The sequence below is a fragment of the Myroides sp. C4067 genome (assembly GCF_038039665.1).
Classification (GTDB): Bacteria; Bacteroidota; Bacteroidia; order Flavobacteriales; family Flavobacteriaceae; genus Flavobacterium; species Flavobacterium odoratimimum.
In genome coordinates this window covers 1-20,969 of the sequence record NZ_JBBPHJ010000035.1, presented here as the reverse complement: position 1 = coordinate 20,969, position 20,969 = coordinate 1, and the positions used below count along the sequence as shown (strand labels likewise).

The following is a 20,969-nucleotide window of genomic DNA, read 5'->3' as shown; positions in this document are numbered from 1 at the left end:
CAATATTATTGGATATTCTTTTCTTTTTAACGAACAATTTCACAGATAAAATCACTACTTTTCTGAATGTAAACAAGGCATTCAATGGACAAGAACTATACGACTCAGGATAGAGGAAATAAAAAAGACTACCAGCAATATTTAGAAGCAATGGACACGATAGCTATCGAGAAGGTGGCTTCTGCAAGTGTGTTCTTTGAGGCCAAAGAGGGAAATGTATTAGTAGATGTAGGAATGGCCTCAGGGACGAGTACAGCTATATTAGCTCAACTATTTCCTAAACTTCAAATAATAGGTATTGATATCAATCCTAAAATGGTTCAAATCGCTGAAGAAACGTATAACCTTCCGAATCTCTCATTCCAAGAAGATGATGGCGAAAAACTATTGACTTTTGAAAAGAATACAATTAGTGGATTCTTTAATTGTTCTGCCATTCACCATATTACTTCATATAACGACTATGACAATAACAGAGCATATAATACACTTCGCAGACAAGTAGAGTTATTGAAAGATAAAGGAGTGCTTGTCATCCGCGATTTTGTCAAAGTAGAACAACAAGAAGTTATACTAGAACTATCTACTCTAACTAAAGAAGGTAATCCTAGTGATGCAGAATTGTTCATTCAATTTTCTCAAACGGCCAGATCATTAGCTAAAGAAAAAGGTTTTCCCATTGAAGAATTAGAGCCTCTAAAACCTAATACAAGGCGATTTCATGCATTTTATACTGATGTAGTAGAGTTTATTCGTCGCAAAGATTATTATGCGAATTGGGACATTGAATTGCAAGAAGAGTATGGATATTATACACAAAAAGAATTTGAAACAATCTTTAAGGAACTGGGATTGCGAATCATTATATCTACTCCTATCTACAATCAATGGATCATTAATAACCGCTATAAAGACCACTTTACAATCTATAATTTAGCTGGAGAAGAAATAGGCTTTCCTCCTACGAATTACTTAATTGTTGGAGAAAAAGTCCCTGGTGGAAAACAATTACAATTAACTAGACATTTACCTAAAAAGGACACTCCATTCTTAACCTTATCTACCTTTAAAAATATAAACACAAATAGGTTATATGATATTGTAAAACGACCAAATAAAGTAATTGACATTATCCCTTATAGAAATAGTGATAGTGGCTTAAAGGTAATCGCTAAACATGGTTACCCTCGTCCATTAGCAAATGTCAAAGCAGATAGTCCTATCTTAGATGGTAAACAATACAGTGGATATATACCTGAAGGACTTGCAATAGCTGAAACAGACAATATAAAAACAGAAATAGAGAACAGATTTAATATTAAACCTGAGGAATATGAAACGATTCGTACTTCCCTAAATTACTACACCTCTCCTGGTGGTATCAATGAAAAGGTAACTTCTATATTCATAGAACTACACTCACCTATTTCATTAAATACTCCATTAAACGAAGGGTATTCAGGCTTTAAAGATTCTGGTTATTTACATGAATACGATGCTGTACAACTCCTTAATACTGCCCAAACAGGTGCATTAGTAGAAGCTAGATTAGAAGTGAATATCTATAATCTATTTTTAAAGTTAGCTATACCATTACCTAAATGGTTAGGACAAAAAACAGCTATACAAAATGTAGAGAAGATTCATGCAACTGATTTAGAAAAACTATTACAGTTAAATACAAAAGAATACATCCATAATGACAGTCAAGCTGGTTTCTTAAAGACACACAGAGCTTCTTTTGAAGCAACAGGTATTGATAAAGACTCTGCGATACTAGAATATGTATCCCCTACTCATTATAGTACTAATACGGTAATAACTCTCCCTGTATTTAAAAACAATGGAGCCTTTTATATAGGTTTAGAAACTAGAAGTCTTCCTGTACCCCAAATATTCACTAACAATAGTACGATTATAACGGTACCAGCATTTCGTCTATCTAAAGAGGTAAGAAACTACTATGACCTAGAACAATATCTAAATACCCTGAAATTTGGAAATAGCAATGTAATTGGATACTCTAAATTAGGAGAAAAGTACTTTCCTAGTATAGGAATTACGCCCGAACAAGTATATCCGTATATTATCCATCTAGATCAGCCTACTGATACACTACATTGGATAAAAATAAATGACCTGATGAATAATCTAGACAAAATAGTTGATACTCATCTTTTAATAGCATTATGTCGATTATATCATAGTCAACAATAAAACTATTAGATTACTAGCCTAAGTAACACTAGTCATTGACTAGTCCTAAAATAAAAAAGCCACTCCTTGCGGAGTGGCTTTTTTTATAAATACAAGTTCTAAGATAGAATTAGTTTTTCTCAACTAACATTTCCTCTTGAGCTTCTCTATGTCTTCTTTCGATTTCTTCTTTATCTTTTCTTGGCATAGTATCCACTAATACTGGAGTAGCTAAGAATAATGAAGAATAAGTACCTACAATAATACCGATTAACATCGCAAAGATAAATCCTCTGATTGAATCACCTCCGAATACGAACATGATTAATAATACTAGGATTAAAGTAAGCGAAGTATTAATAGTTCTAGATAATGTAGTATTTACTGAATCATTAACGATCTTATTGAAATCACCTTTTGTTTTACCAGCGATGTACTCACGTACACGGTCAAATACAATTACAGTATCATTCATAGAATAACCAATAACAGTTAAGATCGCAGCGATGAAGTGCTGGTCAATCTCCATATGCCAAGGCATAAACTTATATGTTAATGAGTAAATACCTAATACAAAGATAACGTCGTGCGCAACAGAAACAATAGCTCCTAATGAATACTGCCATTTTCTAAAAGAAATAACTAAGTAAATAAAGATAGCAGCCATAGACCCTAATACAGCCCAATATGCATTCTGTTTAACGTCTTTTGCCATACTTGGTCCAACTTTAGAAGCTTGGATAACTCCTAATGTTTTTCCTTCTGTAGCATTAACGAACTCTTCATAAGTCATAGGAGATGAATAGTACCCTTTTAACCCTTCGTATAACTTCTCGTTTACTTCTTGGTCTACTGCAGCACCTTCTTCTTCTACTTTATATTTAGTAGTAAGTTTTAACTGTTGTTTATTTCCGAATACTTTCGCTTCAACATTTACACCAAATACTTCTCCTAGCTTATCACTTACTTCGTTAGCTGTAACTTCTTTATCAAACTTAACTTGGAATGTTCTACCTCCTACAAAGTCAGTTCCTTGGTCAAATCCGTTGATTGCAAATGAAGCAAAAGAAACCACTACAATGATTAATGATAAACCATAAGTAGCTTTCTTCATTTTTAAGAAATCAAAGTTGAAGTTTGTAAACCAATTTTTAGTAATACTTGTACTGAATGCTAAAGTTCTACCAGCTTTAACGTCTCTATCCATAAAGATACGAGCGATAAAGATTGAAGTAAATAATGAAGTAGCAATACCGATTAACAATGTCGTAGCAAATCCTTTAATAGGTCCTGATCCAAAAGCGAATAAGATAACCCCTGTTAAGATATGTGTAACGTTAGCATCAACAATTGGACGCATAGCACCATGCCAGCTATAAGATTCTTTAATCGTATCTGCAAGACTCATTCCCTTACGCAAACATTCTTTTGCTCGTTCAGAAATAATAATATTCGCATCCACTGCAGTACCCATCGTTAATACGATACCTGCAATACCTGGTAATGTCAATACAGCACCTAAACTAGCAAGGATACCAAATAAGAATAATAAGTTAGCTAATAAAGCAATATTTGCATACCATCCAGCTCTACCGTAGTAGAATGCCATCCAAGCAGCAACAATAATTAAACCAGCCACAGCAGATAACATACCAGCATCGATAGCTTGTTGTCCTAATGATGGTCCTACGATTTCAGATTGAACGATATCTGCACCTGCAGGTAATTTACCAGCACGTAAGATATTCGCTAAGTCTTTTGCATCAGCAACAGTAAAGTCCCCTGAGATAGATGATCTACCACCAGAGATAGGTCCACTAGTAACACCTGGAGCTGAATAAACGATATTATCTAATACAATAGCAATATTAGAGTGCTCTGTATAAGCTTTTCCTGTTAACTCTTCCCATACTTTAGCTCCCTTAGGACTCATTGTCATCCCTACTACAGGACGGCTAAATTGATCATACTCATCTTGAGCACCAGTAATAACGCTTCCACTTAAAGGAGGAATACCTTCTCTATTTGTTTTTAAAGCATATAACTCAACTAAATCAGGAGCTTTTTTACTTGGTTTACCCCATGCAAAACGAGCATATTTTTGATCTGCTGGTAATAAGTTACGTACATCAGCTCTGTTTAAATAAGCATTTACTTTAACTGTATCTTTCGTTTGGAAATATCCTAAGATTGGGCTTCCTTGTTGTCCACCCATTGCGAATAAGTCTAATAAAGGATTGAATTCTTTATTAGCTGCATTCCCCATAGAGTCTTTTGCTACAGTACCTAATAATGCTTCAACATCTGAGTTAGTTGTTGTATTATCAGTAGCAGTCTCTTTTTGATTCGCTTGCTTTTCAGTTGTTTTTAAGTACTCATTAGCAGCCATGATATAGTTTCCTATTTCATCTACTTTATAAGTTTCCCAAAACTCTAACTGAGCAGTACTTTGTAATAAATTTTTAATACGATCTACGTCTTTTGCTCCAGGAAGCTCAACTAAGATACGCCCTGTATCCCCTAACATTTGAATATTTGGCTGAGAAACACCGAACTTGTCGATACGCTCTCTGAATACACGGTAAGCACTCTCTATAGATTCTTTTACTTTTTTATCTAAGATAGACTTTACTTGGCTATCAGACATTCCAACAGTAATCTCACTTAAGTTTCTGTTTGCAAAAATATCTGCAGATGCTAATTTTACATTCCCTTTTGATTCTTTATCAAAAGCAGTGTAAAAAGCATCTAAGTAACTTTGATTACCTTGTCTTTGTGATTCAGCTTCTGCTAACGCTTTATTAAACGTAGCGTTCTTTGAATTATTAGCTAAACCTTTTAAAATGTCTTTGATTGATATTTGCAACGTAACATTAATACCTCCTTCTAAGTCTAATCCTTTATTGATTTGCTTAGCTCTCACTTCATTGAATGTTTGTCCTAAAAATACCGTTTGGTTACCAATTGAATCAAGGTATTGTAATTCTTTTGTCGAATCTCCACCAGCAAAAGCTTTCGCTTTATCCTCATAATGGTTGGTAACAAAGGTAAATGACAGTTGGTAAATACTTACCAATGCAAAGATAATTGCAAAAAATTTAACGAGTCCTTTGTTTTGCATTATTACTAAAAATTAATTATTTACTTTTTTTAAAACGAGCAAATATATGATATAGACAATGATTAAGCAATTCTTTGACTAAGAATATCAGCAAAAAGAGCTTTTTTCTATTACATATATTTTAACAATTAAACAATCTTTTACTATTCAATTGTTAATTCCTTATTTGTATCCCTAACAGCATTTGCACTATCTACAAATTTCTGAGATTCTTGCTCATTTAATTTTAATTCTACTATCTCTTCTATTCCTCCTTTTCCTATAACACAAGGAACTCCTATACACAATCCTTCTTGCCCGTATTCACCTTGTAAATATACAGAACAAGGGATTAACTTCTTAAAGTCATTTAAGATACTATCCACAACGTTAGCTACAGCTGCTCCAGGTGCATACCATGCAGAAGTTCCTAATAACTTCGTTAGAGTAGCTCCACCAACCATTGTTGATTTACACACTTCTTCTTGTTCTGCTGCTGTCAACATCTCACTTACAGGAATACCTTTATAAGTAGCCAATCTAATTAATGGGATCATTGTAGTATCCCCATGTCCTCCAATAACCATTCCTTCAATATCTCCAACAGGTTTATTTAGTTTTTGAGATAAGAAATATTTAAAACGTGAAGAGTCTAAAGCCCCTCCCATACCTATTACTTTCTTACGATCTAATCCTGATATTTTTAAAGCTGCTAGAGTCATTGTATCAAGAGGGTTAGTCACTATCACAAAAATAGCATTAGGAGAGTATTTTAAAGCGCTTTCCATCACCGACTTTACTACAGATGCATTAGTACCTATTAATTCCTCACGAGTCATTCCTGGTTTTCTTGGAATTCCTGAAGTAACTACTACTACCTCACTATTAGCTGTTAAACTATAATCATTAGTACTTCCCTTAACAATAGTATCAAATTTAGAGTTAGATGCACATTGCATGATATCCATTGCTTTACCTTCTGCATACCCTTCTGCAATATCCACTAAAACTACTTCACTAGCGATTCTTCTATTAGCAATAACATCAGCACATGTAGCCCCAACATTTCCTGCTCCAATAATTGTAACTTTCATAACTTTATATCTTTTTATTAAAAAAAGGTCAAGGCATATAATATGCTTGACCTTTATAATTTTACATATTTAAATACTAAGCATCAATTTTAGCATAAGTAGCATTTTTCTCAATAAAATCTCTACGTGGTGGAACTTCGTCTCCCATCAACATAGAGAATACTCTATCTGCTTCTTGTAAACTATCTATTGTTACTTGTCTAAGAATTCTATGTTCTGGATTCATTGTAGTATCCCATAATTGCTCAGCATTCATCTCTCCAAGACCTTTATAACGCTGAACACTTGATCCACTTCCCATTTTCTCCATTAACTCAAGGCGTTCTTCATCTGTCCATGCATATTCTTTACGTTGCCCTTTTTTAACCATATATAATGGAGGTGTAGCAATATAAACATATCCATTCTCTATTAACCCTCTCATATAACGGAAGAAGAAAGTTAAAATCAACGTTGCGATGTGGCTACCGTCCACATCGGCATCACACATGATTACTACTTTATGATAACGTAATTTCTCAAGGTTTAATGCTTTACTATCCTCTTCTGTTCCCATCGTAACACCTAAAGCAGTAAAGATATTCTTAATCTCTTCGTTTTCGAATACTTTGTGCCCCATTGCTTTTTCTACGTTAAGAATCTTACCTCTTAATGGTAGAATTGCTTGGAAGTTACGATCACGTCCTTGTTTTGCTGTACCACCCGCAGAATCTCCCTCCACTAAGAATACTTCACATTTAGAAGCGTCTTGTTCAGAACAATCAGACAACTTTCCAGGTAGTCCACCACCGACCATAACAGTCTTACGTTGAACCATCTCACGTGCTTTCTTAGCAGCATGTCTAGCCTGAGCAGCTAAAATAACCTTTTGAACAATAATCTTAGCATCATTTGGATGTTCCTCTAAGTAGTTCTCTAGCATTTCTGCTACAGCCTGACTCACAGGGGATACAACCTCTCTATTTCCTAGTTTTGTCTTTGTTTGTCCTTCGAATTGAGGCTCCATTACCTTCACAGAGACAATTGCAGTCAACCCTTCTCTAAAGTCATCACCTGTAATTTCGAACTTAAGCTTATCTAACATTCCTGAAGCATCTGCATATTTCTTCAATGTTCTAGTAAGCCCCATACGGAATCCTTGTAGGTGTGTTCCTCCCTCATGCGTATTAATATTATTCACATAAGAATAAATATTCTCTGCATAAGTATCATTATAAACTAATGCAACTTCAACAGGGATTTCTCCTTTATCAAGTTCCATTGAGATTACATCTTCAATAATTGGCACACGGCTACCATCTAAGAATTTAATAAACTCTTTTAATCCTTCTTTAGAAAAGAATACTTCATGTTTAGGCTCACCATTTTCTTCAATTACTCTTTTATCAGTAAGTGTTATCTTTAATCCTTTATTCAAGAAAGACAACTCTCTTAAACGCCCAGCTAAAGTATCATAAGAAAACTCTAGAGTCTGTGTAAAGATAGTATGGTCGGGTTTAAATGTAACCGATGTTCCTCGTTTATCTGTTTCACCAATAACTTTTACTGGAAATAAAGCTTTACCACGCGAATATTCTTGTTCGTAAATTTTACCTTCACGATAAACAGTTGCTCTTAACAAATCAGATAGTGCGTTCACACACGATACCCCTACTCCGTGAAGACCTCCAGATACCTTATAAGAATCCTTGTCAAACTTCCCTCCAGCACCAATCTTTGTCATTACTACTTCTAATGCAGACACTCCTTCTTTTTTGTGGATGTCCACTGGGATACCACGTCCATTATCTTCTACAGTAATAGAGTTATCCTCGTTTATAGTAACGCTTATTGTATCACAATAACCAGCTAAAGCCTCATCAATTGAGTTATCAACCACTTCATATACTAAATGGTGTAATCCTCTTACTCCTACATCACCAATATACATCGAAGGACGCATCCTTACGTGTTCCATTCCCTCAAGAGCTTGAATGCTATCCGCTGAATAATTATTCTTATTTGTTTCTTGGCTCATAATAATAATCTAAAATATCTAACGTACAAATATAACAATTTTCAAAGACTTTATCAACTCTAAACAAGCCTAAAATACATATATCTCACAAATAAAAACAAAAAAACGCAGATGTTTTCACACCTGCGTTTCATACTTTTTTATAAAGGACTTTTACATTAATTCATGAATTGTAAATTCACAATTGTTAAATGTAAATCTCTCATGTACTTTTCTTCCTAATAACTCCTTGGCGATTGGAGCATCCATAGAAACGGCTAATACAGAACGGTCGTCTAAAACAATTTTTGGCAAAGCTGCTGAGAAAAATAAATACACTGAATTTACTTGTACTAAACTTCCAAATTCTACTACAGAACTCACTTTTTCATCATCTATTTTAGCAACTATATCTCGCATAGCTATATTTTCTAAAATCTTCTTACTCAAGTTTTCTTGTTCTAAATGCATCATTGACAAGCCTGTCTCGTGTTTGTCTCCAGCAGAACTTTTGGCGTCGTTCTGCGCGTCGATTGTCAAATCTTCTACAATTCCTTGCAACGCTTCCACCTTGTCATTTAACCGTTCTAAACAAATTGTTTTTAACTTCTTTTTTAATGTCATCATTACGTCTTTAAAATTTCTTTCTTTGCGAAATCGAAAGAAAATACATGTTTTGTTGTTTGTAACGACAAAAGTAAGTTATTAATCAATGAAAAAAAACAGTATTGTGCACCTTTTAGCGAATTTTAGTCATAAATTATCAGTTTTTAGCTTTTTTTCTGATTACAAAATCTCAAAAATCGAATTTATACATTGCTCCTCCCATTATTTGCACACCTTGCACCTTAAAGTTATCCCATTGATTATATTTCTGATTAAATAAGTTATTGGCTTTTAAGAATAGAGTCCAATTTTTAGTTGGCCTATACCCTACTTTCATATTTAAATCAACATAATCTTTCAATTCTACAACTGATGGATCTTCCCAAGTATTATAGTCTCCTATAAGCCCAGTAGAATCAATTACAAAAACATCTTTACGCTTACCTACATAAAACACATCTACACCTGCAAACCATTGTTCTGTAAAATCAAATTTAAAATCAGCTCCTGCTTTTACTTTTGGTAAATTCCAAGCTTCTAAAGAATTTGTATTATAGTTATTATACTCTCCATGAACTCCTATAGAAACATTCTCTTCGAAGTCAAAACGCAATTCACCAAATAAATTCAATGTTTTAACATCTCCATATTGCACTCCAAATGAGTTTCCAAACATATATGGTATTCTACTTCTATTCAAAGTATATTCATTGTGCAAAAACATCGCTTTGTCTTTCTCTCTTTTGTAAGACCCCTTGATGTTATAAGAGATATTATTATCTAATTTTCCTTTTAATCCAAGATAAATATCATACTTCTTATCAGTAGGCGTAATTAGAATATCTGGGGAAATGAAAGGGTTTTCTTCTGAAAACTGTTGAAAAGAGTTTTGTTGCACCCCTCCCTCTATTCCTGCATAAGTCACTAATAATCCAGGAACTAAATCATAAGATGCTTTAACTTGTGGATAGATATAAAAGTTATTCTCTGATTTACCAGCTAATTCTCCATTGTTAAAGAAAACACCAACTCCTACTTGTACAGAATAGTTGTCATCTCTAAATGTAAGACTAGGTTGAGCTCCAAGGTTTAAATGATTATACTTCGTTGTTTCCCCTATAAATGAGTTTTTATATGATGTTCCTACATAATCAACAACAACCCCAACATTCAATTCTCCAAAGTCCAAAGCTGTTTTTACATTTGGTCTAATCTTAAAACGATTTTCTACTGTTCCAAAATCATCCCAAAAATAATCATATCTAAAATCCAATCCAGTAAAAGGGCTATTTCTAAACTCTAAAGCTCCATTTACAAAAACATTCTTATAGTGTTGAGATTCGTCTATTCCAGAAATATCACCTTGATTGAAGTCGATTTGTTTCGTTGGCAATCCATAATAATTACTCAATTGGTATCTAGCACCTGCTTCTACTGTCCAACCAAAATTCTTTAATTGTCCACCATAAACCAAACCTCCTTTTGTATTAGAGAAACTATCATCTAGAAGTAAATTCTTAATCCCTCCTTGAGAAGAAAAGTGACTAGCATATCCTGCTAAAAAACTATTCTTATTTAAGTGTTGACTTAAGAACACCTCTCCGTTCAGGTTAGTATAATTACCTGCAGAAAAAAGAGCATAATTATTAAAACTTTTCAACCTACTTGTTCTTTCTACCTCTGCTGCTTTTCCTTTCTCAGGTACAAAAGTAGATGCTACAGGAAAAGAACTAATCGTATAAATTACATCTTTCTTGTTACCTGTAGTTTCATCGTCATTATTAGCTGTAGTACGAACTTTAAAAGCATCCGAAATTGTTGCATCATAAGCTCTTACTACATTAACAACCTCTGTACCTAATTTACTTGCTTCCGTATTTTTATCTTGAGCATAACCTGCTATTCCCCCTAGAGTTAAAACAGATAATATCGTATATATATTCTTATTGTTCATTATAATATCTTCTATATTAAAATTATTGAGCAATCGAAGAGTTTCGTTTAGCCTCTTGCGCTGTTATTTTTTGAAGTTCCTCTTTAGCTTCTTTCACCACATCTGGGTAGTCAGTAAAGTTCTTAGTAACGCTTTCTAAAATATAAGTAGCTTGATAACTATCTTTTAATTGATAGAAGTTCTTTGCCATTAATACTAATCCTTTAGCACCATAATACTTATAACCCGAATAGTCTTTTGCTAATTTCTGCACACTCTCATTAGACGCTTCATACTTAGCCTCTTTATTCTTAAAGTAAGCATCATAATACATCGCCTCTGCAGCTAACTCTCCTTTTGCTATCTTCAATACCTCTTGATAACCTTTCTTAGCTTTAGCTTCATCATTAGTAGCCATAGCCGTTCTAGCAATAACTATTTGTGCATCACCTTTTACTTTATTATCTGTTTTAGCCATTTTTAATACAGCTTCAGCATATTGAAGAGCTTCACTATAGCTATTTTGCTCATAGCTCAACTTCATTAGATTAGACTTAGCGAACACTACATTCTGTTCTTGTGCAGCCTCTGCATCTAAACGTTTTAAAGTAGTTATAGCCTTAGCAGTATTTTTATTTTTCAAATAAATCTCAGCCAAACGAGCAAGAGAAATCTCTGAGAACTCATTCTTATCCTTAGAAATTACAACTTCATAATGAGCAGTAGCCTTATCTAGGTTATTCTCTGCAAAATACATTTGCCCTAAATAGAAATGAGCTTGTAACGCCTTTTGTCCCGTTGGGAAACTTTTTAGGTATTTCTCATATCCATCTATAGCCGATTGTGTATTATTTTGAATATACTGTTTTTCAGCCGACTCATAAGTATCTTTATCTAGTTCAGCATCGGTTACTTGAATAAAAGAAAGACCTTTAACCCATGCAGCATATTCATCTACCTTTCCATTATCCACATAGATTAGTCGTGCATTTTGAACCGCTTCGATAGCCTCAGAAGATTCCGGAGACTCTTTTACCACTTGTTTAAATTTAGCTAACGCTTGATCAGGTTTATTGTCGTTATAGTTAATCAAACCTTGTCTCAAGATAGCTCTAGCCTTATAGCTTGATGTAGGATAATCTTTCAACATCTTATCAAAAGCACTTAACGCCTTTTGACTTTGATTCATAACGTCATAAGTCACCCCTATCTCATATTGAGCATCATCAGCCAAATTAGAAGTTGGGTAATCTTTCACAAACTTCGTTAAGTCTTCTATTTTACGAGGATTACGATCTACGAATCCATAGCTAATTGCCTTTTGAAAACGTGCATATTCTACATCAGCTTTATTTGCCTCAATAACTTTATTATAAGCCTCCATCGCAGGCCAATACTTCCCAGTAACAAAATTACAATCTCCTTGTCTTAGATAGGCATCTAGACGACGCGCCTCATCTTTAGGATTTTCATCTGTGTATTTTTTAAAATAATCCGCTGCTGTAGCATAGTCTTTCAATTTGAAGTATGAATACGCTAGATTATAATACAAATTATTACGTTCAGACAATCCCTTAGACGCTGTATTTTGATCAAATGCTTTGAACTGAGTGATAGACTCGTTAAAGTCATTTAAGTAAAACAATGTCTCTCCCTTCCAATATTGAGCCTTTGCAGTATATTTTAAATTTTGCTTCTCTGCTAGAGATTTATCAAAAAGACTTAATGCTTCCTTATAATTCCCTTCATTGAACAATTCTTGACCACGCAAGAATGTCACTTGTTGATACACCTCTTTATTTCCTACAGAACGATTCTTTTCTAATAGAACTAAAGCCTCTTTATAGTTTTTAGAAGAAACATACGAGTCGATTAAAAGCCCTTCTATCTCTCCGCGATAAGACGAATTAGGATATTTACTAATATAAGCATTTAATACAGCAGGTGTACTCTCATAAGCATTCCCAATATCATAACTAAGTTTTGCATAGTTTAAGAAAGCGTCTTCTTGGATACCTGCGTCAAAACGCATTTCAGAAGCATTCTTAAATGCATTTAGAGCTTGCGTTTTTTTATGTGTTTGCAGATAACTTTCTCCTAAATGGTAATATGCATTCTGCGCAATACCATTATCTCCACTGATAATTTTATTAAACTGCTCAATAGCCTTAGGATAATCTTTTGATTTATAATAAGTGTACCCTAATTGGTAAAAGTCAGTATTACTCCACTTTCCTCCTTTACCTTGATAAGCTAATAAATGAGGTAGCGCTTTATCATATTGCTTTAAGTTAAAATAACTCTCCCCAACTATTTTAGACAACTCTGATTTCTCTTCAGGAGTCGCTTTTGTCATTTGAGAAGTTCCTTGTTCTATAGCCGTTTGAAAGTTTCCTGTCTTAAAGCTCATGTCTGCTTGATAGTACCCCATCTTCTCTTGGTAAGAAGACTTAGTTTCTACTTTGTCAAACAATTTTTTTGCATCGTCAAAATTATCTGAGTCATAAGCAATATATCCTAAATAATATGTTGCTTGCTCCCCCCATTCTCCACGAGTATTTACTTTCTTTAAATAGCGTTCTGCTTCTTTTTTATTCTTTGTATAGAAGTAACTATATCCCTTCTGAAAGTTAAAACGATCTAACTTCTTCTCATTAGTAATTGCGTTTTCTTTCACTTTTACAGCGTACTGCAGGGCTTTAGGAAAATCTCCTTTGCTGAAATAATAATCTGTAACCTCTACATAAGCCTGATTTTGTTTAGAACTAGTAGGATATTTCTTCACAAACTCATCTATCTTATCTTCGGCTCCTTCTTGATTCAATTTAATGGCGCAATACGCGATATAATAAGCACAATCAGCCTCCACCTCAGTATTCTCACCTACATGAGCCTGTTTTACTTTTGTGAATAATAATTGCGCTGCTAAATATTGCTCTTCATTATACAATGCTACAGCATGATTATAATCAGCCAATCTCTCTACATAAGCAGCTGATTGTTGAGCACTTGCAGTTATACTCCCCAGTGCAAGAGTTAATAAAGTTAACCTATTATTTTTGTGCATTTCCATTCAGATTTATATAACGTCAAATATATCATTTTATACTCTTTTAAACTTATTTTTCAGCAATATATTGCCCTAATTGTTATCAAAAATATATTTAAATTGAAATTACACCTCTTCCACAGCAATAAAAAAACATGATAATTTATATCTTTTTGAGATTTAATAAATCGCATTTCACAAGAAAACAGCAAAAAACACAATAAAGAAACACTCCTTGATACAAAAAATCCCAATTCAAAAGAATTGGGATCATATAAAAAAAGTCTTTATCACAAATAAGAGGATAACAATCCTAAGATAATAGGAGCTAATACAGCAGTAAAAATTCCATTAAAAATCATCCCCACACTAGCGAAGGCTCCATACTTATTACTCACCTCCATTGCCTTCATCGTACCCATTGCATGAGAAGAAGTCCCCATAGCTATTCCTTGTGACATTGGATTACTTATACGGGTAAGGTTAAGCACCTTAAATCCCACCATACTACCAAATATCCCCGCTATCATAACAGCAGCGGCAGTTACAGACGGAATACCATTAACTGACTTAGATATCTCTAAGGCTATAGGTGTACTAACTGACTTAGGAGCTAGTGATAAAATAATCTCTTGATCTGCGCCTGTCATCTTAGCTAGTATCACTACTGACACTACCCCTACAACACATCCTATTAATTGACTAATTAAAATAGGAAACAACTGTTTTTTAATTTTTTCCCACTGTACATATAAAGGAACTGCTAACGCTACAATAGAGGGCTTTAAAAAGAAATCAATATACTTACCTGCCTCTTCATAATTTTGATAAGGGATTTTTAAAAAATATAAATACCCCATCAAGACAACCATAGACAAGATAATAGGATTAAATATAATCCATTTTTTCTTTTCACTCAAAGCTATTCCTAAAGCATATAAAGCTAAAGTTAGGAATAATAAAAATGTTGGATTGGCTAAAAAATTCATTTCTTTCTTCTTAATAATTGATGAGTAAATCCAGTTACAAAAATCACTATCACTGTACTTACCAGTGTAGCCACAACAATAGGTACAATCGACTGACTAAGAATTCCGAAATAGTTCAACATAGCCACACAAGGTGGAACAAAGAATATCCCCATGTTTTTAATTAAGAAGTTAGTAATACCACCTATTGATTCTACTTTTACCCACCTCAGTTTTAACATTGTCCATAATGTGATTAAACCGATGATACTTGATGGTAATTTTAATCCTGTGAGATACACCACTAACTCTCCAAAGGCTAGACAACCTATCACGATTGCTACCTGCTTAATTAAATTCATTTTGTTTAAATATTTATCACAAAATTACTAAATACAATCCCCACCAAAGAAACAAAACAGATAAATATAAATTATTTAACAACTACACACCTAACCTACAGACATCACTTCAACAATAAACAAGAAGCAATCACTTAGCTTTTTGGTAACTTTTACTTAATCTTATATTCAAAAAATTAGAGCAACTTTGTCATGTAAACAAAAAGAAAAATATGTAAATAAAATATAGATTAAATTGGTTAGTTAGAACAAAAGGAGAGATCTACAGCAGATCTCTCCTTTTGATTTAACTACTTACTACATCAGTTTATTTTACATTATTTACACTCCACAATAAGACCTCAATCTATTTTTTTCTTAAAAACAACATCCGATATAGATATTTTCAGCTCAACTATACTTTATTATTGTTTATCTTAGTATTTTTACCACAAAATACACGATTATTATGTCTAAAACAGTTTTATCCCTACAAGGAGTTGATATCTACCAGAACAAGCATAAAGTACTTTCTAATGTTAACTTAGAAGTAAATAAGGGAGAATTTTTATATATAATCGGAAAGACAGGTGCAGGTAAAAGTAGCTTTATGAAAACGCTGTATGCAGACCTTCCTTTAGAAGTAGGCGAAGGTTCTATCGTAGACTACGACTTGAAGACCTTAAAAGAAAAAGATATTCCATACCTGAGAAGATCATTAGGTATCGTATTCCAAGACTTTAAACTACTTCCTGACAGAACAGTCTATGGAAACCTACACTTTGCTTTAAAAGCAACTGGTTGGTCAGAAAAAGAAGCGATGGATAGAAAAATACACGAAGTATTAGACAATGTAAATATGCTAGCACATATCGAAAAAATGCCTCACCAACTATCAGGAGGGGAACAACAGCGTATCGCTATAGCTAGAGCATTGCTAAATGATCCTGATCTAATCCTAGCTGATGAACCAACAGGTAACTTAGACCCTCAGACTAGTGCTGAAGTAATGGAACTTCTACTTAAAATTAATAAGAATGGTAGAACCATTATCATGGTAACACATGATTATGCATTGCTATTAAAATTCCCTGCTAAAACATTAAAATGTGACGATGGCACCATATTCGAAGTAGTACACAGAACATCACAAAATTAATATACAAAAAGACTATCATTGCTGATAGTCTTTTTGTTTTATCCTAACTCAATCTACTCCATTTAAATCAAAAGTAAAAGACAAGTCACTACTATTTTTTATTCAACTGAAGAATAAGATCACTATACGATACCGCAACTAAATCCTCTTTAGTCAACTCCATTAGATTAAAAAAATAATCACATTGTTGCTTTAAATCAACACCCTCTTCTACTGCGATATTACAAGCTTCTACTTCCACAAAACACCCCAATCCATCCACTTGATCCAAGTGAATACTAACGTTCTTATACTTTAAGACCTTACGCACTTTAGATACCTTTACTTTTATACCAAACTGCAATTCTAATATTGCACCTAACGCAGCATCTTTCTCATGTTTATAATAAATAACATCTGAACTCTTCGCTTCCTCCCCATTTACACGATTATAATAAATCAAAGAACTATACTCATCATACTCACGAAGCTTCACTCTTCCAATAGGGACGTTATAATAAGTATCCACTTGCTTATATACCCCATCTAGAATGAGCTCTACTCCTTTTAATTTATCTTCTATGCTATCTAAGTCAGCTACACGTACTTTAAATTCCACATTCTGTAATTCCATCTATCTCTTTTTTAGGTTATAGCAAATATAACCGATTAAAATAAAAAAGCCTCACTGCATACAGTAAGGCTTTTAAATATATTAAGTAAGATAAATCAGATTTGACAAACGTTTATTATTTTACTTTATTAACGATAGCTGCGAAAGCTTCTGGGTGATTCATAGCTAAATCTGCAAGAACTTTACGGTTCAATTCGATATTGTTAGCTTTTAATTTACCCATGAATTGAGAATAGCTCATTCCGTGTAATCTAGCACCAGCGTTGATACGCATGATCCATAATGAACGGAAGTTTCTTTTCTTTTGTTTTCTATCACGGTAAGCATATACCATTGCTTTTTCTACCGCGTTTTTAGCTACTGTCCAAACGTTTTTACGTCTTCCAAAGAATCCTTTGGCTTGCTTCAAAATTCTTTTTCTTCTTGCTCTTGAAGCTACTGAGTTTACTGATCTTGCCATTTCTTAAAAATGTGTTTTTTGTAGTGGGCGGTTATGTTTCAAACACTTCTAAACTTTCATTTGCTCCACTCCAGGGTTATTAAATAATTTTAACCGAAATTAAGATTAGATTAATCTTAATTGATCTTTGATACTGTTTGTATCTGCTTTAGACACTAATCCAGAGTGTGTTAAAGCTAATTTACGCTTTTTAGATTTTTTAGTCAAAATGTGACTTTTGAAAGCGTGTTTTCTTTTGATTTTTCCAGAACCAGTCAACTTGAAACGTTTCTTAGCACTAGATTTAGTTTTCATTTTAGGCATTATTTCCTAGGTATTAATGATTATCTTACTTAACTATCTTAATATACTTAAATACTATTTTTTCTTTTTAGGTGCGATAAACATAGTCATACGTTTACCCTCTAAAACTGGCATAGTTTCCACTTTCCCGAATTCCTCAAGATCTTGAGCTAATCTTAATAATAAGATTTGTCCTTGATCTTTATAAATAATCGAACGTCCTTTAAAGAATACAAACGCTTTAAGCTTAGAACCCTCTTTCAAGAATTTCATTGCATTCTTCTTTTTGAACTCATAATCGTGCTCATCTGTTTGAGGACCGAAACGAATCTCTTTTACAGTGATTTGAGTCGATTTAGCCTTTAGCATTTTTTCACGCTTCTTCTGTTCGTAAAGGAATTTGTTGTAATCAGTAATTTTACAAACAGGAGGTTCAGCATTTGGTGAAATCTCAACTAAATCCAATTCTAACTCCTCTGCTAAACGCATTGCGTCAGCAAGTTTATATACACCTGTTTCGACGTTGTCTCCTACAAGACGAACTTCAGGAACGCGGATGGCATTATTAATTCTATGCGCATCTTTCTTTTCTTCGCGAGGATTTCTTCCTCTGTTTTGTCTTATTGCTATGGCTATAAAATTTTATGTGCTTGTTCACCAAGCGTTATACTATTTTTACTCTCCAAATTGTTTAATAGAACTATTTACCTCTTCTTGTACTTGAGTGATAAAATCTTCTATCTTCATTGTCTGATTAGATTTACCAGAATCACCGTGTCTTCTTACAGAAATCGTACCGTTTTTCTCTTCATCTTCTCCTACAATTAACATGTAAGGGAATTTTTGTACTTCAGCTTCTCTAATCTTTTTACCGATAGTCTCATTACGGTTATCTACCAGCGCGCGAATTTCGCTATTTTCTAGCAAATTTAAAACTTTTTCGGCATATTTTTCATATTTCTCACTCAAAGACAGGATTATAGCCTGCTCTGGCATTAACCATAGTGGAAAATTACCTCCTGTATGCTCTAAAAGTATCGCTATAAAACGCTCCATAGAACCAAATGGTGCTCTGTGGATCATCACTGGACGATGCAACTCATTATCTGATCCTTTATAACTTAACTCAAATCGCTCTGGTAAGTTATAGTCTACCTGAATGGTACCTAACTGCCAGCTTCTACCTAATGCATCTTTTACCATAAAGTCTAATTTAGGACCATAGAAAGCAGCTTCTCCACTCTCGATCACATAATTAAGTCCTTTATCTTTAGCTGCATTGATAATAGCATTCTCAGCTTTTTCCCAATTCTCTACACTACCAATATACTTATCAGGGTTACTTAAATCACGTACTGATACTTGTGCTGTAAAGTTCTCAAATCCTAACGACCCGAATACATATAACACTAAATCAATTACTTTTTTAAACTCTTCATCTAATTGTTCTGGTGTACAGAAAATATGTGCATCATCTTGAGTAAACCCTCTTACACGAGTTAATCCGTGTAATTCTCCTGATTGCTCATAACGATACACTGTTCCAAACTCAGCAAAACGCTTAGGTAAATCTTTATAAGACCATGGTTTTGCATTATAAATCTCACAGTGATGAGGACAGTTCATCGGTTTTAATAAGAACTCTTCTCCCTCTACTGGAGTATGAATCGGTTGGAAACTATCTGCTCCATATTTTGCATAGTGCCCAGAAGTAACATATAATTCTTTTTGTCCAATATGAGGAGTAACTACTTGCTCATATCCAGCTTTCTTCTGTGCTTTACGCAAGAACTGCTCTAATCTATCTCTTAACGCAGCACCTTTTGGCAACCATAATGGTAACCCTTGTCCTACTTTTTGAGAGAATGTAAACAATTCTAATTCTTTACCTAATTTACGGTGATCACGTTTTTTAGCTTCTTCTAATAAAGCTAAATACTCAGTTAAATCCTTTTGTTTAGGGAATGAAATACCATAAACACGAGTTAACTGTTTATTCTTCTCATCTCCTCTCCAGTATGCACCAGCAATAGATAATACCTTAAATGCCTTAATAATTCCTGTATTAGGAATATGACCTCCACGACATAAGTCTGTAAAAGTGTCATGATCACAGAAAGTAATCGTACCATCAGCTAGGTTCTCTATTAACTCAACTTTATAAGGGTTTTCTTCTTTTTTATAAAACTCTAAAGCTTCAGCCTTAGTAGCAGAACGCATAGTAAAATCATGCTTTCCACGTGCTATCTCTAAAACCTTATCCTCTATTTTCTTAAAGTCACCATCTGTTACTTTATAATCCATGAAATCTACGTCATAATAGAATCCATTAGCGATAGCTGGACCTATTGTTAACTTGATTCCAGGGTATAGATCTTGTAAAGCTTGCGCCATTACGTGTGAAGTAGAGTGCCAAAAAGCTTTTTTCCCTTCATCATCATTCCATGAATATAAAACTAGACTACCATCCGTGGTCATAGGTGTCGTGGTTTCGATGGTGGTACCATTGAAGTTTGCAGAAATAATATTTCTAGCTAAACCTTCGCTTATACTTTTTGCAACATCGAAAGGAGTTACGCCCGAAGCAAACTCTTTCACTGAACCGTCTGGTAATGTAATTTTTATCATAATAATTTTAAAAAATAAAATGCAAATATACAGGTTTTACCATAGAATCGCAACATTTAGCACTGCTTAACTCATTTTTTTTAACAGTAAAATAATAAAGTGCATCTAATACTTACCTCATTAAAAAAAGAATACTTTATCAATCTCATTATTTCGGCGCTACTCTTAATACCTTTAAGCAAAAACAATCACTCATCTTAGCTATCTATAAAGCAGACTAAAGTTCCTTCTTCCCTATCTAAAACATTTGTTTAGATTGACATCAATCCTACTAACGCCAATCTTGACACACATCTTCCTCCTCTTATTTAAAAATTGACCATCAAGATTTATATCCATCTCAAATAATATACGCTTTTTTTCATTCATTACCAACTCAAAATAAATTAGTTACAAAAACACACTTCAAAAAACTTGTTTTTTTCCTTCAAAACGCTTGCAAACATCAGACTTTGCAGTATATTTGCACTTGCAATACGGAAGTAATGTAGACCACTGGAGAAATGGCAGAGTGGTCGAATGCGGCGGTCTTGAAAACCGTTGA

General features: G+C 33.7%; 15 protein-coding genes. 2 read left to right on the top strand and 13 right to left on the bottom strand.

Annotation, left to right across the window (positions count from 1 at the left end):
* The first annotated feature begins 84 nt into the window (after positions 1 to 84).
* Complete coding sequence (locus AABL87_RS16365) at positions 85 to 2,217, top strand: class I SAM-dependent methyltransferase (RefSeq protein WP_071307297.1); 2,133 nt, start codon at positions 85 to 87, stop codon at positions 2,215 to 2,217.
* Positions 2,218 to 2,326: 109 nt separating this feature from the next.
* Here AABL87_RS16365 and secDF read toward each other — a convergent pair whose 3' ends face one another.
* From secDF to AABL87_RS16325, 8 genes are all read right to left on the bottom strand, one after another.
* On the bottom strand, positions 2,327 to 5,317 hold the full coding sequence (gene secDF / locus AABL87_RS16360; RefSeq protein ID WP_058699507.1) for a protein translocase subunit SecDF: 2,991 nt from the start codon (positions 5,315 to 5,317) through the stop codon (positions 2,327 to 2,329).
* 143 nt (positions 5,318 to 5,460) lie between these two features.
* Positions 5,461 to 6,390 carry a malate dehydrogenase gene (locus AABL87_RS16355; RefSeq protein WP_006263279.1) on the bottom strand — a complete coding sequence of 310 codons (930 nt, stop codon included), beginning with the start codon at positions 6,388 to 6,390 and terminating at the stop codon, positions 5,461 to 5,463.
* 76 nt (positions 6,391 to 6,466) lie between these two features.
* A complete protein-coding gene (gyrB, locus tag AABL87_RS16350; protein ID WP_006259279.1) occupies positions 6,467 to 8,407 on the bottom strand; it encodes a DNA topoisomerase (ATP-hydrolyzing) subunit B in 1,941 nt (646 codons plus the stop codon).
* 153 nt (positions 8,408 to 8,560) lie between these two features.
* Positions 8,561 to 8,956 (bottom strand): hypothetical protein, encoded by a 396-nt coding sequence (locus tag AABL87_RS16345; RefSeq protein WP_225582003.1) that lies wholly within the window; start codon positions 8,954 to 8,956, stop codon positions 8,561 to 8,563.
* 226 nt (positions 8,957 to 9,182) lie between these two features.
* Positions 9,183 to 10,946 carry a TonB-dependent receptor gene (locus AABL87_RS16340; protein ID WP_006263278.1) on the bottom strand — a complete coding sequence of 588 codons (1,764 nt, stop codon included), beginning with the start codon at positions 10,944 to 10,946 and terminating at the stop codon, positions 9,183 to 9,185.
* A gap of 22 nt (positions 10,947 to 10,968) precedes the next feature.
* Positions 10,969 to 13,992: a tetratricopeptide repeat protein gene (locus tag AABL87_RS16335; protein ID WP_006263277.1), complete on the bottom strand. Its 3,024-nt coding sequence runs from the start codon at positions 13,990 to 13,992 to the stop codon at positions 10,969 to 10,971.
* Positions 13,993 to 14,264: 272 nt separating this feature from the next.
* The gene (locus tag AABL87_RS16330; RefSeq protein ID WP_071307296.1) at positions 14,265 to 14,963 is read right to left on the bottom strand and encodes an LrgB family protein; all 699 of its coding nucleotides are present in this window, start codon (positions 14,961 to 14,963) and stop codon (positions 14,265 to 14,267) included.
* The gene (locus AABL87_RS16325; protein ID WP_006263275.1) at positions 14,960 to 15,304 is read right to left on the bottom strand and encodes a CidA/LrgA family protein; all 345 of its coding nucleotides are present in this window, start codon (positions 15,302 to 15,304) and stop codon (positions 14,960 to 14,962) included. Before AABL87_RS16325 ends, AABL87_RS16330 begins: the two co-directional genes overlap by 4 nt.
* Positions 15,305 to 15,752: 448 nt before the next feature.
* Here AABL87_RS16325 and AABL87_RS16320 point away from each other — a divergent pair, with 448 nt between their 5' ends.
* Positions 15,753 to 16,442: a cell division ATP-binding protein FtsE gene (locus tag AABL87_RS16320; RefSeq protein ID WP_341277614.1), complete on the top strand. Its 690-nt coding sequence runs from the start codon at positions 15,753 to 15,755 to the stop codon at positions 16,440 to 16,442.
* A gap of 91 nt (positions 16,443 to 16,533) precedes the next feature.
* Here AABL87_RS16320 and AABL87_RS16315 read toward each other — a convergent pair whose 3' ends face one another.
* From AABL87_RS16315 to thrS, 5 genes are all read right to left on the bottom strand, one after another.
* Entirely contained in the window at positions 16,534 to 17,055 is a 522-nt protein-coding gene (locus tag AABL87_RS16315) for a class IV adenylate cyclase (protein WP_341277613.1), read from the bottom strand.
* A gap of 115 nt (positions 17,056 to 17,170) precedes the next feature.
* Positions 17,171 to 17,515 (bottom strand): 50S ribosomal protein L20, encoded by a 345-nt coding sequence (rplT, locus tag AABL87_RS16310; protein ID WP_006259287.1) that lies wholly within the window; start codon positions 17,513 to 17,515, stop codon positions 17,171 to 17,173.
* A 105-nt stretch (positions 17,516 to 17,620) separates the two neighbouring features.
* Positions 17,621 to 17,818, bottom strand: a complete 198-nt coding sequence (gene rpmI, locus AABL87_RS16305; protein WP_016361612.1) for a 50S ribosomal protein L35 — start codon at positions 17,816 to 17,818, stop codon at positions 17,621 to 17,623.
* Between the two features lie 54 nt (positions 17,819 to 17,872).
* Positions 17,873 to 18,427, bottom strand: coding sequence for a translation initiation factor IF-3 (infC, locus tag AABL87_RS16300; protein ID WP_198032310.1), 555 nt, complete (start codon positions 18,425 to 18,427; stop codon positions 17,873 to 17,875).
* A gap of 45 nt (positions 18,428 to 18,472) precedes the next feature.
* Complete coding sequence (gene thrS / locus AABL87_RS16295) at positions 18,473 to 20,425, bottom strand: threonine--tRNA ligase (protein WP_341277612.1); 1,953 nt, start codon at positions 20,423 to 20,425, stop codon at positions 18,473 to 18,475.
* Positions 20,426 to 20,969 lie beyond the last annotated feature (544 nt).